The sequence below is a fragment of the uncultured Sunxiuqinia sp. genome (genome assembly GCF_947495665.1).
In the GTDB taxonomy this organism is placed as follows: domain Bacteria; phylum Bacteroidota; class Bacteroidia; order Bacteroidales; family Prolixibacteraceae; genus Sunxiuqinia; species Sunxiuqinia rutila.
In genome coordinates, this window is sequence record NZ_CANLZV010000001.1 from 421,203 (window position 1) to 439,691 (window position 18,489).

The 18,489-nt window shown below is 45.3% G+C and carries 9 protein-coding genes; 8 read left to right on the top strand and 1 reads right to left on the bottom strand.

Features of this window, described 5'->3' with window-relative positions; all coding sequences use genetic code 11:
- Positions 1-5: 5 nt before the first annotated feature.
- The 3 genes from Q1A18_RS01925 to Q1A18_RS01935 all read left to right on the top strand — a co-directional run bounded on the left by Q1A18_RS01925 (position 6) and on the right by Q1A18_RS01935 (position 6,865).
- Complete coding sequence (locus tag Q1A18_RS01925; RefSeq protein ID WP_299576767.1) at positions 6-3,062, top strand: glycoside hydrolase family 2 TIM barrel-domain containing protein; 3,057 nt, start codon at positions 6-8, stop codon at positions 3,060-3,062.
- 88 nt (positions 3,063-3,150) lie between these two features.
- Positions 3,151-5,586, top strand: a complete 2,436-nt coding sequence (galB, locus tag Q1A18_RS01930) for a beta-galactosidase GalB (protein WP_299576769.1) — start codon at positions 3,151-3,153, stop codon at positions 5,584-5,586.
- A 103-nt stretch (positions 5,587-5,689) separates the two neighbouring features.
- Positions 5,690-6,865, top strand: coding sequence for an acyloxyacyl hydrolase (locus tag Q1A18_RS01935; RefSeq protein WP_299576771.1), 1,176 nt, complete (start codon positions 5,690-5,692; stop codon positions 6,863-6,865).
- Positions 6,866-7,000: 135 nt separating this feature from the next.
- On the opposite strand, the gene Q1A18_RS01940 is transcribed toward Q1A18_RS01935, so the two are convergent.
- On the bottom strand, positions 7,001-7,747 hold the full coding sequence (locus tag Q1A18_RS01940) for a GntR family transcriptional regulator (RefSeq protein ID WP_299576773.1): 747 nt from the start codon (positions 7,745-7,747) through the stop codon (positions 7,001-7,003).
- A gap of 136 nt (positions 7,748-7,883) precedes the next feature.
- Between Q1A18_RS01940 and Q1A18_RS01945 the strand changes: the two genes are divergently transcribed.
- From Q1A18_RS01945 to Q1A18_RS01965, 5 genes are all read left to right on the top strand, one after another.
- A complete protein-coding gene (locus Q1A18_RS01945; protein ID WP_299576775.1) occupies positions 7,884-11,126 on the top strand; it encodes a TonB-dependent receptor in 3,243 nt (1,080 codons plus the stop codon).
- A gap of 12 nt (positions 11,127-11,138) precedes the next feature.
- Complete coding sequence (locus Q1A18_RS01950; RefSeq protein WP_299576777.1) at positions 11,139-12,629, top strand: RagB/SusD family nutrient uptake outer membrane protein; 1,491 nt, start codon at positions 11,139-11,141, stop codon at positions 12,627-12,629.
- Positions 12,630-12,749: 120 nt separating this feature from the next.
- Positions 12,750-14,384, top strand: a complete 1,635-nt coding sequence (locus tag Q1A18_RS01955; RefSeq protein WP_299576779.1) for a sialidase family protein — start codon at positions 12,750-12,752, stop codon at positions 14,382-14,384.
- 46 nt (positions 14,385-14,430) lie between these two features.
- On the top strand, positions 14,431-16,377 hold the full coding sequence (locus Q1A18_RS01960) for a family 20 glycosylhydrolase (RefSeq protein ID WP_299576781.1): 1,947 nt from the start codon (positions 14,431-14,433) through the stop codon (positions 16,375-16,377).
- Between the two features lie 19 nt (positions 16,378-16,396).
- Complete coding sequence (locus Q1A18_RS01965; protein WP_299576783.1) at positions 16,397-18,487, top strand: GDSL-type esterase/lipase family protein; 2,091 nt, start codon at positions 16,397-16,399, stop codon at positions 18,485-18,487.
- Positions 18,488-18,489: the final 2 nt, after the last annotated feature.

Consider the following 18,489-nt stretch of genomic DNA (forward strand, 5'->3'; position numbering starts at 1 on the left):
AAAGAATGAAGAAACTAAGCTTTTTATTATTGGGATGTTTGCTGGGAATGGCTTTGTTCCCGCTAGCAGCGCAGGAATTGCCGGAGTGGCAAAGTCAGTATGCTGTTGGACTCAACAAATTGGCACCACACAGTTACGTGTGGCCTTATCAAAACAAAGAGTCTGCTTTGTCGGGCGAGTATGAAACATCGCCTTACTACCAAAGCTTGAACGGAACCTGGAAATTCCATTGGGTGAAAAGTCCGGATAACCGGCCAAAAGATTTTTACCAACCTGATTTTTATACCGGAGGATGGGCTGACATTCAGGTGCCCGGAAACTGGGAGCGCCAGGGATATGGTACAGCCATTTATGTGAACGAGCGTTATGAATTTGATCACGAGCTGTTCAATTTTAAGAAGAATCCTCCCTTGGTGCCTTACGCGGAGAACGAAGTTGGTTCATACCGTCGGACGTTTACCGTGCCCGAAAACTGGGATGGACGCCGCGTGGTGCTGTGTTTGGAAGGGGTAATTTCCTTTTACTATGTATGGGTGAATGGCGAGCTGGTTGGCTACAACCAAGGTTCAAAAACGCCTTCAGAATGGGACATTACTGACTACCTGACGGAAGGTGACAATATTTTGGCTGTTGAAGTTTACCGCTGGAGTGCCGGATCGTACCTGGAGTGTCAGGACTTCTGGCGCCTGAGTGGCATTGAGCGGGATGTGTATTTGTACAGCACGCCGAAAGCACATATTGCAGACTATACCGTAACGGCTTCGTTGGAGAAGGAGAACTATCAGGATGGTATTTTCGGTCTGGATGTGTTGGTTGTAGGCGTTTCAGAAGACAAGCCGGTTCTGAAATATCAGTTGTTGGATCAGCAAAACAAAACGGTATTCTCCGGAAAAGTTGCCGGCGAGTTTTCCGAAGGAAAAGGAAATTACCAGTTGAAAGATCAAGTGATTTCGAAGGTGAATGCCTGGAGTGCCGAAAATCCTTACTTGTACCAATTGGTGTTGGAACTGGAAACTGCGAAAGGGGACGAGCACCTGACAGGACGCCAGATTGGTTTCCGTACATCGGAAATTAAGAACGGACAATTTTGTGTGAACGGGAAACCGATTTTGGTGAAAGGGGTGAACCGTCATGAGCACTCACAAAAAGGACGCACGGTGAGCAAGGAACTGATGTTGCAGGATGTGCTGTTGATGAAACAGCACAACATTAACACGGTACGTAACTCGCACTATCCAACGCATCCGTACTGGTACGAACTGTGTAACCAATACGGTCTTTACATGATTGATGAAGCCAATATTGAGTCGCACGGAATGGGCTACGGACCAGCTTCTTTGGCGAAGGATTCTACCTGGTTGCCTGCTCACATGGATCGTGTTCAGCGTATGTTTCATCGGTCTAAAAACCATCCGGCCATTGTCATTTGGTCGTTGGGTAATGAAGCTGGTAATGGAATCAATTTTGAGCGCACTTACGACTGGCTAAAAGCTGCTGATTCTTCGCGTTTGGTTCAATACGAACGTGCCGAGGAAAACTACAATACCGACATTTATTGCCGCATGTACCGCAGCGTGGATGACATTAAGAAATACGTTTCGCGTGATGATATCTACCGCCCGTTTATTTTATGCGAGTATGTACATGCCATGGGAAACAGCGTTGGTGGTTTGCAGGACTACTGGGATGTGTTCGAAAGCGAGCCAATGGCGCAAGGAGGTTGCATCTGGGATTGGGTGGATCAAACCTTCCGCGAAGTGGATGAAAACGGCAAATGGTACTGGTCTTATGGTGGCGACTATGGTCCCGAAAATGTTCCAAGTTTCGGAAGCTTCTGTGCCAATGGTTTGATCAATGCAGCCCGTGAGCCACATCCGCATTTGTATGAGGTAAAGAAGGTGTATCAGAATATCAAAAGTTCGTTGGTTGATCCGGATAACCTGACCATCTCGGTTAAAAACTGGTTTGATTTTACGAACCTGAATGCCTACACGCTGAACTGGAAAGTTACGGGTGATAATGGACAACTTATTGAAACGGGAAGCCAGGTGATTGAGGCTGCTCCTCAGGAACTGGTTACAGTTACTTTGGGAAAAGTGAAGCTTCCAAAACAGATTGGTGAGGCTTACCTGGACTTAAGCTGGACACCCAATGAGCAACCAAGCTGGAGCGACGAATTGCCAGAGGTGGCTTACGATCAATTTGTAATCGCTGAACAGTCATTCAAAAAGAAGAGCACTGTGAAAAGCGGAGCAAAAGTGGCTATTCAAATTGATGAGGAAACCGGTGCCTTAAAATCATACACGGTGAATGGCGACGAAATGCTGGCATCGCCCGTTGTTTTAAGCCTGTATCGTCCGATTACGGAGAATGACAACCGGGATTGGAAAAGTGCACGCTTATGGAAAGCGGCTGGCTTAAATCAGTTGAAGCAAACAGCCCGTTCGGTAAAAACGAACTCGAAAGGAGGAACAGCCGTTGTTGAATTGACCAATGCCAAAGAGCAAAAAGTGGGTGATGTAACGTTTGTTTATTCCTTGGATAAAGCTGGGAAACTGAGCATCGAAACACAACTGACTCCGGTGGATACCCTGGTGAAAACCTTTGCCCGCGTTGGACTGACTTTTGAAATGCAGGACAGCTACAACCAGGTGAATTACCTGGGGCGTGGCGACCATGAAACACAAGCTGACCGAAAGCAGTCGGGACGCATTGGTATTTACCAAACAACTGCCGAGCGTATGTTCCACTATTATGTGGTTCCGCAGGCTACTGGTAACCGGACCGATACGCGTTGGATGAACCTGACAAACAAAGCCGGAAAAGGTTTGGCTTTTGACTCGGAGAAACTGTTCCAGTTTAGTGTTCGTCCTTATGCCGATGAGGTCATTGAAAAGGCCAAACATGTAAACGAATTGTACCGCACCGGGAAGGTGACCATTCACTTGGATGCCGAACAAACCGGTGTTGGAACCGCAACCTGTGGCCCGGGTGTATTGCCCCAGTACGAGGTGGAGGTAAAAGATTATTCATTTAAATTTACGGTTCAGCCCGCTCTTTAAATGTAAATAACTAAAGATAGAAACAGGAGCTCATTTTTTGAATAGCTCCTGTTTCCGTTTTATATTAGCTGATTCAAAAAAAAGAAATATGAAACTGATAAATCATTTGATCCTTGGACTCGCCTGCTGGCTTGTGTTTTGTGCGGCTGACGATCCCGTCCGGCAAGTTAATTTGCTGGAGGATGACTGGCAATTTATTCGGGAAGATGTTTCCGGAGCTGAACGTCCGGGCTTGTCAACCGAGGGATGGCAAACCGTATCGGTTCCGCATGACTGGGCGATTTACGGCCCGTTTGATCCGGAGGTGGATAAGCAAACTGTTTTGATTACCCAAAACAATGAAAAGGTGGCTACCGAAAAGACCGGAAGAACTGGTGCGTTGCCACATATTGGTGTGGGCTGGTACCGAAAAACATTTACTGTGCCTGATTTAACTTCGGATAAAAAGGCTTTGTTGGTTTTTGATGGTGCCATGAGCGAAGCTCAGGTGTATGTCAATGGTCAGAAAGTAGGTGAGCGCCCATACGGGTACAGCTACTTCTATTTTGATATCACGAAATATTTGAAGAAGGAAGGAGAGAACCTGGTAGCTGTTCGGTTGGAAAACCGTCCGTTTGCTTCGCGCTGGTATCCCGGAGCCGGCTTATATCGGAAGGTCCAGTTGATTGTTAAGGATCAGGTGAGCTTTAAGCACTGGGGAACTTTTATTACTACTCCGTTTATTTCTGACGATCAGGCTAAGGTACGGATTCAATCGCGGGTGAATGGAAAGGACGTTCGGGTTGAAGCGCAGATTAAAGATGCAGCAGGTAAGGTAATTGCCTCCAATTCATCTTCGCAGCAGTTTGGCGATGAAATTGAATTGAACCTGGGGATTTCGTCTCCGCAATTATGGGGGCCGGAGCACCCGAATTTGTACCATGCCGAACTCAAGCTTTATAAAGGTGATGAACTAAAAGATGTAGAAACGATTCGCTTCGGCGTGCGTGAAATCAGCTATACGGCTGAACATGGCTTTTTGCTGAATGGAGAGTCAACCAAGTTTAAAGGCGTGTGTCTGCATCACGATCTGGGGCCATTGGGAGCTGCCGTGAATACGGCTGCCTTGCGTCGCCAGTTAACGATTTTGAAAGATATGGGCTGCAATGCCATCCGTTCTTCGCACAACATGCCATCAATGGAACAACTGGAGCTTTGTGATGAGATGGGCTTTTTGTTTTTGGCCGAGAGCTTTGACGAATGGGCTAAGCCCAAGGTACAGAATGGCTACAACCGCTTTTTTGACGAGTGGGCTGAAAAGGATGTGATCAATCTGGTACATGCGACCCGCAATCACCCAAGTATTGTGATGTGGAGTTCGGGTAACGAAGTGCCGGATCAACATGGCAGCGTGGGCGTGAAAAGAGCCCGGTGGTTGCAGGATATTTTTCACCGCGAAGACCCGACCCGACCGGTTACTGTGGGTATGGATCAGGTAAATGCCACGATGAAAAGTGGCTTTGGAGCGGTGATGGATATTCCGGGACTGAACTACCGGGTACACCTGTATGAAGAAGCTTATGAGCGTTTTCCGCAAGGATTAATTCTTGGATCGGAAACGGCATCAACCGTTAGCTCGCGGGGCATTTACAAATTTCCGGTAGTACAAGCCAAAAATAAAACCTACGATGATCTTCAGTGTTCTTCGTATGATTTGGAAGCCTGTAGCTGGTCCAATGTTCCGGATGATGATTTTGTACTGCAGGACGACAAGCCTTGGGTGATTGGCGAGTTTGTCTGGACCGGATTTGATTACCTGGGCGAGCCAACTCCTTATGACGAAATGTGGCCTTCACGCAGTTCCTATTTTGGAATTTGTGATTTGGCCGGACTTCCTAAAGATCGCTATTATTTATACCGTAGTCGGTGGAACACAAAGGATGAAACCCTGCATATTCTTCCTCATTGGAACTGGGAAGGCCGCGAAGGCGAAGTAACACCTGTGTTTGTTTACACCAACTACGACAGTGCAGAACTGTTTGTCAACGGGGTGAGCCAGGGCATTCAGCACAAAAGCCGGGAAAGTAACCAGCACCGTTACCGGCTGATGTGGATGGATGTTCGTTATGAACCCGGAACCGTGAAGGTAGTTGCTTTTGACAAGGCTGGTAATCCGGTTGCTGAAAAGGAGATTCATACGGCTGGAAAACCGCATCACCTGGAGCTGGAAGCTGACCGGACGGTGATTGACGCCGATGGAAAAGACCTGAGCTATGTGACGGTAACCGTTGTTGACCGAAACGGCAATCCTTGTCCGAATGCCACGAATCAGCTGAACTTTAGTGTGAGTGGAGCAGGGGAGTTCCGGGCAGTTTGCAACGGCGATGCCACTTCGCTGGAGCTATTTAATCTGCCAACCATGAAAACTTTTAGCGGAAAGCTGGTGGTAACGCTGCAGTCGTTGAAAGATCAAACCGGCGAAATTTCACTGAAAGTGAAAGGTAAAGGATTGAAACCTGCAACCTTCATGATCAAGGCTGAATAAAAACTTAATTCTTGCTGAACGGGAAAAGTAATGAGCCTGTTAAACTTGTTCGTTATTTTTTCCGTAGGAAGAATCTGATCGAATAAATTAAACGAGGGAGCAATTGATTGATAATAAGGAGGGATTAATGAGGTTGAGTTTGAGTAAGGGAGTTTGGATGCTGTTCGCACTTTTGTTTTTGAGTACGGGAGTGTTGAAGGCACAGTCCAATAAATTCAGAACCATAGAAATTAGAGGGCATAGTGGATCGCATTTGTATGGTGGTGAAACCTTGGATCAGTTCCTTGAAAACGGTTACGGTTCCGGCGAACTGCGTTTGGGATGGCAGTCGGAAAATGACACAATTTGGTCAGCTAAATATGGGCAGCCAAGTTATGGTGTTGGGTTTTACAGCGGAAATATTGGGAATGCAGATATTTTTGGAAACCCAAATGCCGTGTTTGGTTGGATGACCTTTCAAACCGGTAAACCGCATCGGCGTAATGTATTCGAAATAAGCCCTTCACTTGGATTAACCTATAACCTGAATCCTTACAACGAAGCAACCAACCCGCTCAACGACGCCATTGGATCGCGCATTGCGGTGTATTTCAATTTGCATGCTGGTTTTTCTTATCAACTTACCCGCGAACTTGATTTAACCTATGGGCTCGACCTCAGTCACTTTTCCAATGGAAGAACCTTTGTTCCGAATTGGGGGCTGAACATGCTGGGTCTGAATCTTGGGCTGCGTTATCATTACAATCGGTTGCAAAAGCAAGTTGATCCCGGGCTTTATCCGACAACGGTGGTTGATGCGCGCCGGAAAAGAACCAGCAAACAACCCAATGAGCGGATTGATGCGAATAACCTTTCATTTTATGCAGCCATGGGGACGGTACAAAACTATGCCGAAGATGGTATTGTGGGGGTTAATCGCTACCCGGCTTATTCTTTGGTGTTGGATTATGAATATCGGTACAACACCATGATTTCATTTTTAGCTGGGCTGGATTATTTTAGAGATGAAAGCCTGAAACCGAAATACCCGGAGTCAAAAGATCAGAATTTATGGGGAATTCATGCTGGTGCTGCTTTTCACTTCTGGCGGTTGGCTATTTTGCTGGAAGCAGGAACGTACCTTTCGGATGATAAAGGAAAAGATCCTTTGTTTTTGCGGCCTGCTTTGCGTTTTGACTGGACAAAGCATGTGAAACTTCAGTTGGGACTAAAAACCCGGCGGGGTGCCAGTGCCGACTGGATTGAAACCGGTGTTGTATTTACACCATTTAGTTGGTAAACGGAAGTATTTTTAGCGAAGTTGAGAATCGGAAGAAGTTGATTACGAATCCTTAAGCAATAAAAAAGTCCCGAAGGCAATAAGTCTTCGGGACTTTTTTTGTTAATTCTTAAAATACCTTGTTTGAAGTAGTAATTACTCCTTTTCAGCTCTGTGTTGTTCTTCCAGTTCCTGCTCGACTTTGAGAATGCGTTGAAAGTGGTTTTCCAGGTGTTCGCGCATGGCACTGCGAAATTCATCTGCAGTACCCTCTTTAAGAACTTTCACCAAGCCTTTGTGAGAAACATACTGAACATTATCAGTTGGTTTATCAATCAAGCCACTGTCATAGACATACCGAAAGACCGGATAAAGAATGGATTGAAAGGTGATTAGTGATTCGTTCCGGGTCATTTCATAAAGTTTACCATGAAAACGGATCTCATGGTCGACATCGAACATAATATCTCTACTTTGTTCGGGTTCCTGGTCTACAATCTCTTCTAACTCCTTAATATCATTCTCTGTTTTGCGTTGAAACACAAAGTCGGCAATGCCAACCTCCATAATCAAACGCATTTCAAAGGCGTTTTTAAGCGTACTGATATCCAGAATGTGTGGAATCATTGATTTTTGCAGAATCGTTGTAATGCTGGGGCTTTTAATAATCGTTCCTTTATGCTTTTTGGATTCGATCATGCCCATGGTCTTCAGTCGGTTAAGCGACTCCCGGATTACAGTTCGGCTGACTCCCATCGTTGAGGCCAACTCCATTTCTTTAGGGATGATATCGCCCGGTTGCAACTTCTTCTTGATGAAGAATTCAATCAAATTCATCTCCACTTTATCCACCAGACTTCGTGTATCTACAGTGCCTAGTAAGGTTTTATCATCAGTGCTCATAGCTAGCGTTTTAGTCAATGTATAACATAAGTCAACAAATTTCCAAAAATATTTGGAATAAAAAAAGTAATCTTTATATTTGTTTCGCATTATGTCCTACATAATGCGAAATATTCAAAACGAAAAACTAAAACTAATGGGAAAGATGAAAGAAAAAATGCTCTCAATTTGCTTGTTGATGGCATTGGTGCTGGCAAGTAGCTTTACTTTTGCCCAGCGTAGCATTTCCGGTACGATTACGGAGGAAGCCACAGGTGAACCATTACCTGGCGCAACTATCCTGGTTCCGGGAACGACAATTGGTACAGTGAGTGATTTTGATGGAAATTACTTGTTGGAAGTACCAGAGGAATCTGACAAACTTCAGTTTTCAATGATTGGTTTCGAAAGACAGATCATTAGCATTACTGGGTTAGACGTAATTAATGTGGTGATGGCAACAGAAACCACCGCCTTGAACGAAGTTGTTGTGACAGGGTATTCTACTCAGTCTCGTGCGGAAATGACAACTTCAATTGCAAAACTTGATACGAAAGTACTGGAAAGTGCACCTCGCTCAAATGCGGCAACAGCCCTGCAAGGTACCATTGCCGGTTTGAAGGTAACACAAACGACCGGTCAGCCGGGATCAACACCAAGCTTGGTGGTTCGTGGTGGAACCAGCTTTTCGGGATCTGGGACTCCCTTAGTGCTTGTCGATGGTGTACCGGGATCTTTTTATGCACTGAACTCGGATGATATTGAATCCATGGAGGTGTTGAAAGATGCGGCTTCTACTGCTATTTATGGGGCTCGTGCAGCCAATGGAGTAATTTTAATTACCACCAAAAAAGGAAAAGCCGGTAAATCAAGTATTAATTTCCGGGCAAAATTCACCAGCAACGAGCGTCGTGAAGATCCGATGAAATATTTGGGTGCTGCCGACTATGTGAAATTTAACCGTTTGGCTGTTCGTGCAGCTCAAGATGTAATGGGGTATAATTGGTTGGATGTATTCTTAACCGGCGCACATGCTGCCGCAACTGGAAACAACACCACCAATTCGATTTATACCACCATGGTATTGTCGGATGACAATCGTTATTTGCTGGATTATGAAGGATGGCAAACTATTGAAGATCCTGTGAATCCGGGAACGACTTTGATTTTCCAGGAAAACAAAATGAATGAGCTGTTTTACCAAAACAGCCATGCGCAGGATTACAGTTTGTCGTTTGACGGAGGTAATGATAAAGGAACTTATTACCTGGGACTTGGTTTCATGGATGACAAAGGATTGGTATTCGGATCAGCCTTTAAGCGTTATTCAGGTACCTTCAATGCGTCTTACAAGTTGAGCGAGGCCCTTAAAGTTTCTTCGAACTTTATTTATGCACACTCCAACCAGAACCTGCCGTTTGACAGCGAGTATAACCTCTTTCAACGGACAGCTGGTTTAGCGCCTACTTCACGTATTTACAACAACAATCCGGATGGAAGCTTGTCGGATGATTACCAGCCCGGAACGTATTTAGGTTTTGGTAACCCACTTTATTATCAGGACAAATTTATTCGTTACAACCTGGAGCAGCGTTTGACCGGTTCTGTTCAGTTGGATTACAAGTTTTTGAATGACTTTACTTTGACGGCACGCGGTAGCCACTTTGCCATCAACAATTCCAATGAGTCATTCAATAAGGCTTATTTAAGCTCAGGTAGTTTGAATACTGAGCGCGCGGCCTCTGCTTCTCATCGTAGAACATTGCGGAATCAGTTAACAGCTTTGCTAAATTATAAGAAAACCATTCAGGATAACCATAACATTAGTGCGTTGGTTGGAGCGGAATATTTCGAAGAGAAATATTTTGAGTTTAGTGCAGGAACTCGCCTTTCTCCTACTGATTTAATTTACACGATGAACGTAGGAGCTGAAGCCAATGGTATTCCCTCCTCGCGTCATACAGGGTATAAAATCGCTTCTTTGTTTGGACAGGTAAATTACGATTTTGATTACAAATACCTGTTCGGGTTCACCTTCCGTTACGATGGAACCTCTCGTTTGGGAAATAACAAATATGGTTTCTTCCCGGGGGTTTCTGTCGGATGGAACATTCATAATGAAGATTTCTTCAGTCGTTCTGAAGTAAAGCGTTTTGTCTCAAAAGTAAAGCCTCGCTTAAGTTATGGTGTAAACGGAAACATTGAAATCCTCAGTAACTTTGGCGTATTTGGAATTTATGATTTATCCTCGGTTTATGATACGCAAGCGGGTTATCGGAATACCCAGTTGCCATTACTTGATCTAAAATGGGAACGTTCAACAACCTTTAACATTGGTTTGGATTTAGGCTTGTTTGAAAATCGCGTAACCATCATTGGAGACTACTTTATTCGCGACGTGGAAGACAAATTGGCCAACCTGACTTTACCCTTGTGGACTGGTTTCTCGGGTATTACTACTAATAATGGAACACTTCGAAATAAAGGGCTTGAATTGCAGGTAAATGCAGATGTTGTTAAAACCAATGATTTCAACTGGAACCTAGGATTAACATACTATCGAGTACGTAATTTTGCACATCAGTTACCTGAAAACGGGGTGGATAAAAACCGTCAGGACGGAACTGAGATTTATGACCCGAAAACAGGGGAGTCAAAATACGTTGGTGGTTTGCAGGAAGGCGAACGTGTGGGCTATGATTTGATTACAGCTTTTGTTTTTGATGGTGTATACCAAACACAGGCAGATATTGACGAGCATGCCGGTCGAGTTGTTGAGTTTGCAACTCAAAAAGATACGCGTTTTCTGGGGGATACCCGTTGGAAAGACTTGAATGGTGACAACGTAATCAACAACCTGGACCGTGTTGTTATCGGTCGGAGAACGCCGAAGTTTACAGGTGGTTTAACCTCTGATTTTAGTTATAAAAACTTCAGCTTGTTTGTGAAAACTGACTTTGCTGTTGGACACTACATCATCAACGGACGTCGGGTAAAAGGGATTGCTCAAACACAGGGTAACCAAAACGGGCCACTGGAAATCCGTGATTCATGGACGACAGAAAATCCAACTTCCAACATTCCAATCTTTACTTTGGTTGACCGTCAGCGGAACCACTTGGCTGCTGGTGGAGACCAAGGATCAATGAGCAGCAGTAGCTCCAGAATGTGGGAAAAGGGAGATTACCTGGCTTTACGCGAAGTTACTCTAAGTTACGATTTCAACCAGGAGTTGCTGAGAAACGTTTTTCAAAACCTTCGCCTTTATGTAACCGGGTCTAACCTGGCTTATTTCAATGGATTCTCAGGAAGTTCTCCGGAAGAATCAGGAGATGGAATTGACTATGGTCGTTTCCCTTTACCACGGACAATAACTTTTGGATTAAACGCAACCTTTTAACCCGATTCTACAATGAAAATAAAATTATATACCATACTATTTCTAGTCACAGCGCTGTTTAGCGCCTGTGATCTGGAACTGAAGCCTGAGAGTGAATTAACCTACAATGGCTTCTGGGAGTCAGAAGAAGCCGTAAGGGCTGCACACACTGGTATTTATGCCAGTTACCGAAACTATACGTTTACACAATGGCAAATGGGCGAAGTTCGTTCTGATGTTTGGGGCGGAAATACCTTTGCCAACTCTCCGAATGATATTGACTTAATTGCCAATAATATCAGCTCTACGCTTGTGTTTTTCTCGAACTGGTCCAATTTTTATGGATTGTTGCACTATGTCAATGATTTTATTAAAAATGCACCCAGTGTTGAATTTGATGATGAAGCGGAGAAAAATCACATGTTGGGGCAGGTTTACGGTATTCGTGCGCAGATTTATTACACGATGCTGAAAGCCTGGGGTGATGTGCCAATCAACACTGAGCCGCTGTTGGAAGTGAACTTGGAAGAGCTTAAAAAGCCGCGTTCACCCAAAGAAGAAGTGATGCAACAAGTTAAAGCAGACATTGCCAAATCGTTGGAATATTTTGGCAACGACAACAGTCTTTGGAACGAACGCAGCGTCTACTGGTCAAAAGCAGCGACCTTGGCACTGAAAGGTGACGCTTACTTGTGGTCAGGAAATGTTTTAGGAGGCGGAACTGCTGACTTTACCGAAGCCAAGGAAGCGCTTTCTCAAATCGCTGGTTTCAATCTTGTAAAATATAGTGAGTTGTGGGGGCAAAATAATGAAGAGAATAATGAGTTTATTTTCAGTATTGATTATCAACAGGATCAGGCAGGTAACTTCTATGGAAACCTGTTTACTACTAGACAGAATGATGTAGCTGGTTTGTATGATGATAAGGCAAACCCAATGAGCGAATTTGTCGTGAACGGGTTGAGTCGTTATGGTGCGTCAGATAAAACTCTTCTCTTACTGGATGATACCTTGGATCAGCGACGCAATACGTTTATTCGATTCTACAGCGATAGTGCGCTGCACATTCCTTATCAGGCTAATGACCCCAATTACCAGGGAGCTGTATTGAACAAATTTCTGGGAATTATTGGTGAAGACGGATCTCGCTTGAGTTTCAACAATGTGCCTTTGTATCGCTATGCCGATGTGTTGCTTCTGCTTGCTGAAGCTAAAAACAACCTGAACGAGGATCCTTCTGCAGAAATTAATGCCGTGCGCGCAAGAGCTTACGGTGAAAATTTTGCTGGAAACGAGTTTACAAATGGTTCCAAAGAGCAAAATACAAAAGCCATTTTGGATGAGCGTTATAAAGAGTTTGTTGGTGAAGGTAAACGTTGGTGGGATTTGGTTCGCGCTGGTGGTAGCTATGTCTTTGATGAGGTAGAATCACTAGATGCATCAGAGGCCTATAAAATTTACTATTCGATTTCAGAAAGTATGTTAGCCAACGATTCTGAATTAACTCAAACGGAGGGCTATTAATCGAAACTTTTCATAGATGGTTTATTAGAGTTTTATAGTTTTACAAGTAGACAGGAGGGGGCAGTTTTGTCTTCTCCTGTTTCTACTCTTAATCCATCAGGAATACTTAAAATTTACGAAATGAAACAATTGATTTTTTTACTGGTTGCAGGCCTTTTTTTTACTTATTGTAAAACTTCAGCTTACGAAGTATCTGCTGAGGAATCCAATTCAATATCGGTTGAATTGATTCAAAAATCGGTTCCTCTGTTTGTCGGTCAGGATAATGCTCAGGCAGTTCAAGTGGTTGTCAAAAACAAACAGCAAGAGGCCTCGCTGGAGTTGACAGGACTTACGGTTTACTTTGATTCAAAAAAACAAGTTAAATCCTTGGCCGCTGTTGCTGTTGCGACTAAAACCGGCGAAGATAATCGTGTATTTGCCCGTACTGAAAAACCAGGCAAAAAGACGGAGTTAAAAGGATCAATTGTACTTAACCAGGAAGAACAAACATTCAACCTCAATTTAGAAGTGAAAGAAGAGGCTGATTTATTGGCCGAAATAGAAATTCAACGGGTTGAACTTCAGTTTGGCAATGGCCAAACAGTGGAAGTACAACCAACTGCATCACACACCTATCGTCTGGCAAAAGAACTGCGTGCAGCAGGACAAGACCAGGCAGATACTTACCGAATTCCGGGATTGGTGACCACCAACGAAGGAACATTAATTGCTGTTTATGACATCCGTTACAACAACAGCAAAGACTTACAGGAAAATATTGATGTTGGCATGAGCCGCAGCACGGATGGTGGCCAAAGCTGGGAACCCATGCGTGTAATCATGGACATGGGTGAGTGGGGCGGACGTTCAGAACGACTCAACGGAATTGGTGACCCCAGTGTTTTATATGATCATACTACCGGAACGCTTTGGGTTGCCGGACTATGGATGAGCGGAGCAACAGAGAAAGATATGCTTTGGTGGGCTTCAAAACCGGGCATGAGTCCGGAAGTGACCGGCCAGTTTGTTTTGACCAAAAGTACGGATGATGGTCTGACCTGGTCAGAGCCGATCAATGTTACCGAACAAATTAAAGACCCGGCTTGGCAATTGTTGTTGCAAGGACCCGGAAGAGGAATCACGCTGGAAGATGGTACGCTGGTATTCCCGGCTCAATTCAAGGCCGACATTGGCGAAAAAGCCCTTGATGGCGGTCAGTATTCCTGCCACTCGACCATTGTATACAGCCAGGATGGCGGCCAAAGCTGGCATATTGGAACCGGTGCCAAATCAAACACCACCGAGGCGCAGGTAGTGCAGCTAACGGATGGAAGCCTGATGCTGAACATGCGTGATGACCGTAACCGAAAAGACAAAAGCGATACCAACGGACGCGCAGTTGCGACAACGTCGGACTTGGGAAAAACATGGACAGCTCATGCCACTTCTAATTCTGCCTTGCCGGAATCGAATTGTATGGCCAGCATCATTTCAGCTGATCTGAACGTGAATGGGAAGAAACAACGGGTATTGTTCTTTTCAAACCCCAATAACAAGAATCAACGGACCAATATGACCATCAAAACCAGTTTGGATGAGGGCATGACCTGGCCTGAAAAATACCAGTTGGAACTGAACGAAGCGGGCGGTTATGGCTATTCGTGCATGACCATGATTGATGACAAAACCATTGGCATTTTATACGAAGGCGTAAAAAACCTTTATTTCCAGAAAATTCCGGTAGCTGAGTTACTGGGAGACCTGACCAAATAATAGCACGACAATGGCTTATCGAAATTGTCTGTTGAAAAGAATTAGAATGATTGGCCTGCTACTGTTGGTAGCAGGCCTGTGGAATTGCACCCGGCAGGGAGCAGATTCTGCTCGCCCTGCCTTAATTCCACAACCACAGGAGCTGAGTTGGAACGACGAGGTTTTCCAGGTAGAAAATGACGAGCCGCTGATTCAGCGCTTGGTGAATGAGTTGCCGGGCGTACCTCGAAATATCGAAGAAGCTTACCGTTTAAAAATTACAGCTGACTCAGCTGTTTTGGAAGCTGTAACCGAACAAGGACTTTACCGGGGGCTTCAAACAGTGCGTCAACTGACTTACTCCAACAAGGGCAAACAGCTTATTGCAGGTTGCAATATTGTTGATTGGCCGGCTTTTCGTATTCGTGGCTTCATGCAGGATGTGGGCCGAAACTTCCAGAGCATGGAAATGCTCAAAGAGCAAATTGATGTGCTGGCGGCGTATAAGTTTAACGTTTTTCATTTTCATGTTACCGAAAATCCGGGTTGGCGATTGGAAAGCAAAATTTATCCGCAATTGAACGCGGCAGAAAGCATGACCCGCCAAAAAGGCAACTACTATACCCAGGACGACTTTAAAGAATTGGAGGCTTACTGTCAGGAACGGCATATTACACTGATTCCTGAATTTGACATACCCGGGCACAGTGCCGCATTCCGCAAAGCCATGGGATTTGAAGCCATGAACGATCCGCGGGTGCAGCCGGTATTAATCGACCTGGTTGACGAATTGTGCAGCCTGGCTCCGGCAGAGGTGATGCCCTACATTCACCTGGGAACCGATGAGGTTTGGCACAGTTATGAAGAACCTTCGCCAACGTTGCTACCAGCGCTTCTTGAGCGGGTGACCCAACACCACGGGCGCGAATTGATTGTTTGGCGACCAGGACAAAAAATTGAGGGCGATTCCGTTTCCATCACCCAACTTTGGTCGTCAGGCGGCCATCCCAAACCGGGACATCGCTACATTGACTGCCGGTTAAATTACGTGAACCATCTGGATCCGTTGGCGGGTATTTCGCAACTCTATTTCGAGCGCATTAACGGAGCAGCCCATGGCGATTCGCTGCGAATGGGGGGTATTTTGTGTTGCTGGAACGACAACAATGTGAACGACGAATACGACATTTTAATACAAAATCCGGTTTATCCTTCAATACTGACTTACAGTGAAACGTCGTGGACCGGACAGAAAAAAGAAATTGGCGAAAAGTACCTGGCTAAGCTGCCGGAAAAAGGGAGCGAGCTGTTTAAGGAATTCAGTGCTTTTGAGGACCGGATGATTCAGCACCGCGATCAATATTTTGCCGGAAAACCGTTTCCTTATGTAAAACAAGCGAATATTGAATGGAAGGTTTTAGGACCGATAGCCAATCAAGGCGATGTGGATGCGAAGTTTCTGGTTGAAGAAAAACTGCAGGATACTTACCGGATTGATACGGTCAATTATTCCTGGCAAGGGCCCTTTATTGGTGGAACGATTCACCTGAGTCACTTCTTCGGTTACCCGTCTTATCTTCCCAAAGAAGAAGGAACCTATTATGCCTACACTCAAATTTGGTCACCCAAAGAGCAAACGGTTGGTGCCTGGATTGGTTTTCACGACTGGTCGCGCTCCGGTGGTCGCAGAGGAGGACCATTTCCAGAAGACGGGGAATGGCACAATACCCATCCGAAAGCATGGCTGAATGGAGAACTGATTGCCGCACCCAAATGGAATAAACCCGGACTGGCAAGCAACACGGAAGAAATTCCTTTCACCGATGAAAATTATTTTTTCAGAGACCCGCAATCCATCAATCTGAAAAAAGGATGGAATGAAGTGCTGCTGAAAATACCGGTGAAAAAGGATACCTGGAAAAGGATGTTCACTTTTGTTCCGGTACACCGGGATGCAGAAGGTGTTTGTGAAGTGGAAGGACTGAAATTTTCAACGGATACGAAGCTTCAGTAGCTTATAGAAGCAGTTATTTATGAAACTACAGAATAGCATAATGGCTTTGTTGGTGCTGATTATAGCACCTTTCTGGCTTGCAGCGCAACCAGCCAAAGTAGCTTGCATTGGCGACTCAGTTACTGAAGGGTATAAGTTGGAGAATCCGAAAGAAGAGTCTTATCCGGCTCAGTTACAAGGCTTGCTTGGCGATGATTATCAGGTTGGAAATTTTGGAGTGAGCGGTTCTACCTTATTAAGCAAAGGTCATCGGCCTTACGTTCAAACGGATGCTTATCAGAATGCCTTGGCCTATCAACCCGATGTTGTTATTATTCATTTGGGATTGAATGACACGGACCCGCGAAACTGGCCCAACTACCGCGATGAGTTTTTGAACGATTACCGGCAGCTGATTCAGGATTTTCGTGAATCGGGTTCGCCCAACGTACAAATTTGGATTTGCCGGATGACACCGATTTTTCATCCGCATCCACGATTTAAATCCGGAACCCACGAATGGTTTTGGCAAATTCAAGCTCAAATAGAACAGCTTGCCGAAACCATGGAGGTGGGGCTGATTGACTTGCACCAAGCGCTTTATCCGCATCCCGATTTGTTTCCTGATGCGCTTCATCCAAACGCCAAGGGGGCTGCAATTTTGGCCAAAACCGTTTATCAGCATCTAACCGGTGATTTTGGAGGCTTAAGGCTGGCTCCGGTTTTGATGGATCAAATGGTGTTTCAGCAGAAGCGGGAAATAGCGGTATGGGGAAAAGCCAATCGCCATGAAAAGGTTATGGCCCGGTTGGCCGGACAAGTGCGCGAAGCGGTGGTTGACAATGCCGGCAACTGGCAACTGGTTTTCGATCCGGTTCCAGCGGGTGGTCCTTACCGTTTGGCTGTTTATACAGAACGTGTTGATTCGATCGTGCTGGAGGATATTCTGGTTGGAGAGCTTTGGTTGTGTGCCGGACAATCGAATATGGAATTCAAACTGCAGGATTCGAAAAACGGAAAAGCAGCTCTTCAGCAGGCCGACCACGATCGTATCCGACTCTTTAATTTGGAGGGCATCGCGCGCCCCAATAATTCGGAATGGGATTTAGAAACACTGGAAAGAGTGAACGACCTTGATTACTTTGAGGGAAATTGGCAAACCTGCTCTGCCTCGACTGCTGCCGGATTTTCGGCCATCGCTTATTACTTTGGAAGACAGTTGCAGGAAGCGCTTGATGTTCCTGTTGGGCTTATCCAACTGAGTGTTGGAGGAGCACCTGTTGAATCTTTTATCGATCGGTTCACGCTGGAGTCCGATCCCTATTTGGTAGATGTTCTTTATAACTGGAAAAAGAATGACTTTTTGATGGACTGGTGCCGGATGCGGGGAGCAAAAAACCTGGCACTGGCGACGAATAATTTGCAACGGCACCCGTATGAACCCGCTTATATTTATGAAGCCGGCTTGCAACAACTCACCGGCTTGCCATTGGCAGGTACCTTGTGGTATCAGGGCGAATCGAATGCACATAATGTGGAGCATTATCAGCGTGCTTTTCCGGCCTTGGTTGAATCCTGGCGAACGAGTTTTCAACAAGCAAACATGCCTTTTTATTTTGCCCAGCTGTCCAGCCTTAGCCGTCCTTCATGGCCGCACTTCCGGGAGGCACAACGCCAGTTGGCCGATGAGATTCCTCATGCCGGAATGGTTGTAACCAGCGATCTTGGTGATTCGTTGGATGTACATCCTGTGCGAAAGCAGGAAGTGGGTGAGCGTTTTGCCCGGTTGGCGCTAAACCGGAATTACGGACAGGAAATGGTTTGCAACGGACCCAAACCAATCGGTTTTCAGCAAAAAGGCGATTGGCTGACCATACAGTTTGAATCAGCTACAACGCTTACAACAGCAGATGAAAAGCCTGTCCGTGAGCTTGAAGTTGCCGGAGCTGATGGAATCTTCATTTCAACCGAGGGCAAACTAAAGGGAAATACGATTCTTATTCGGGTAGATCATTTAAAGGTGCATCAGGTGCGTTATGCCTGGAAACCTTACTCCCGAGGAAACTTAATTAATGAAGAAGGCTTGCCTGCTTCAACATTTCAACTCGAATGTTCGGATTGGGATATTTAAAA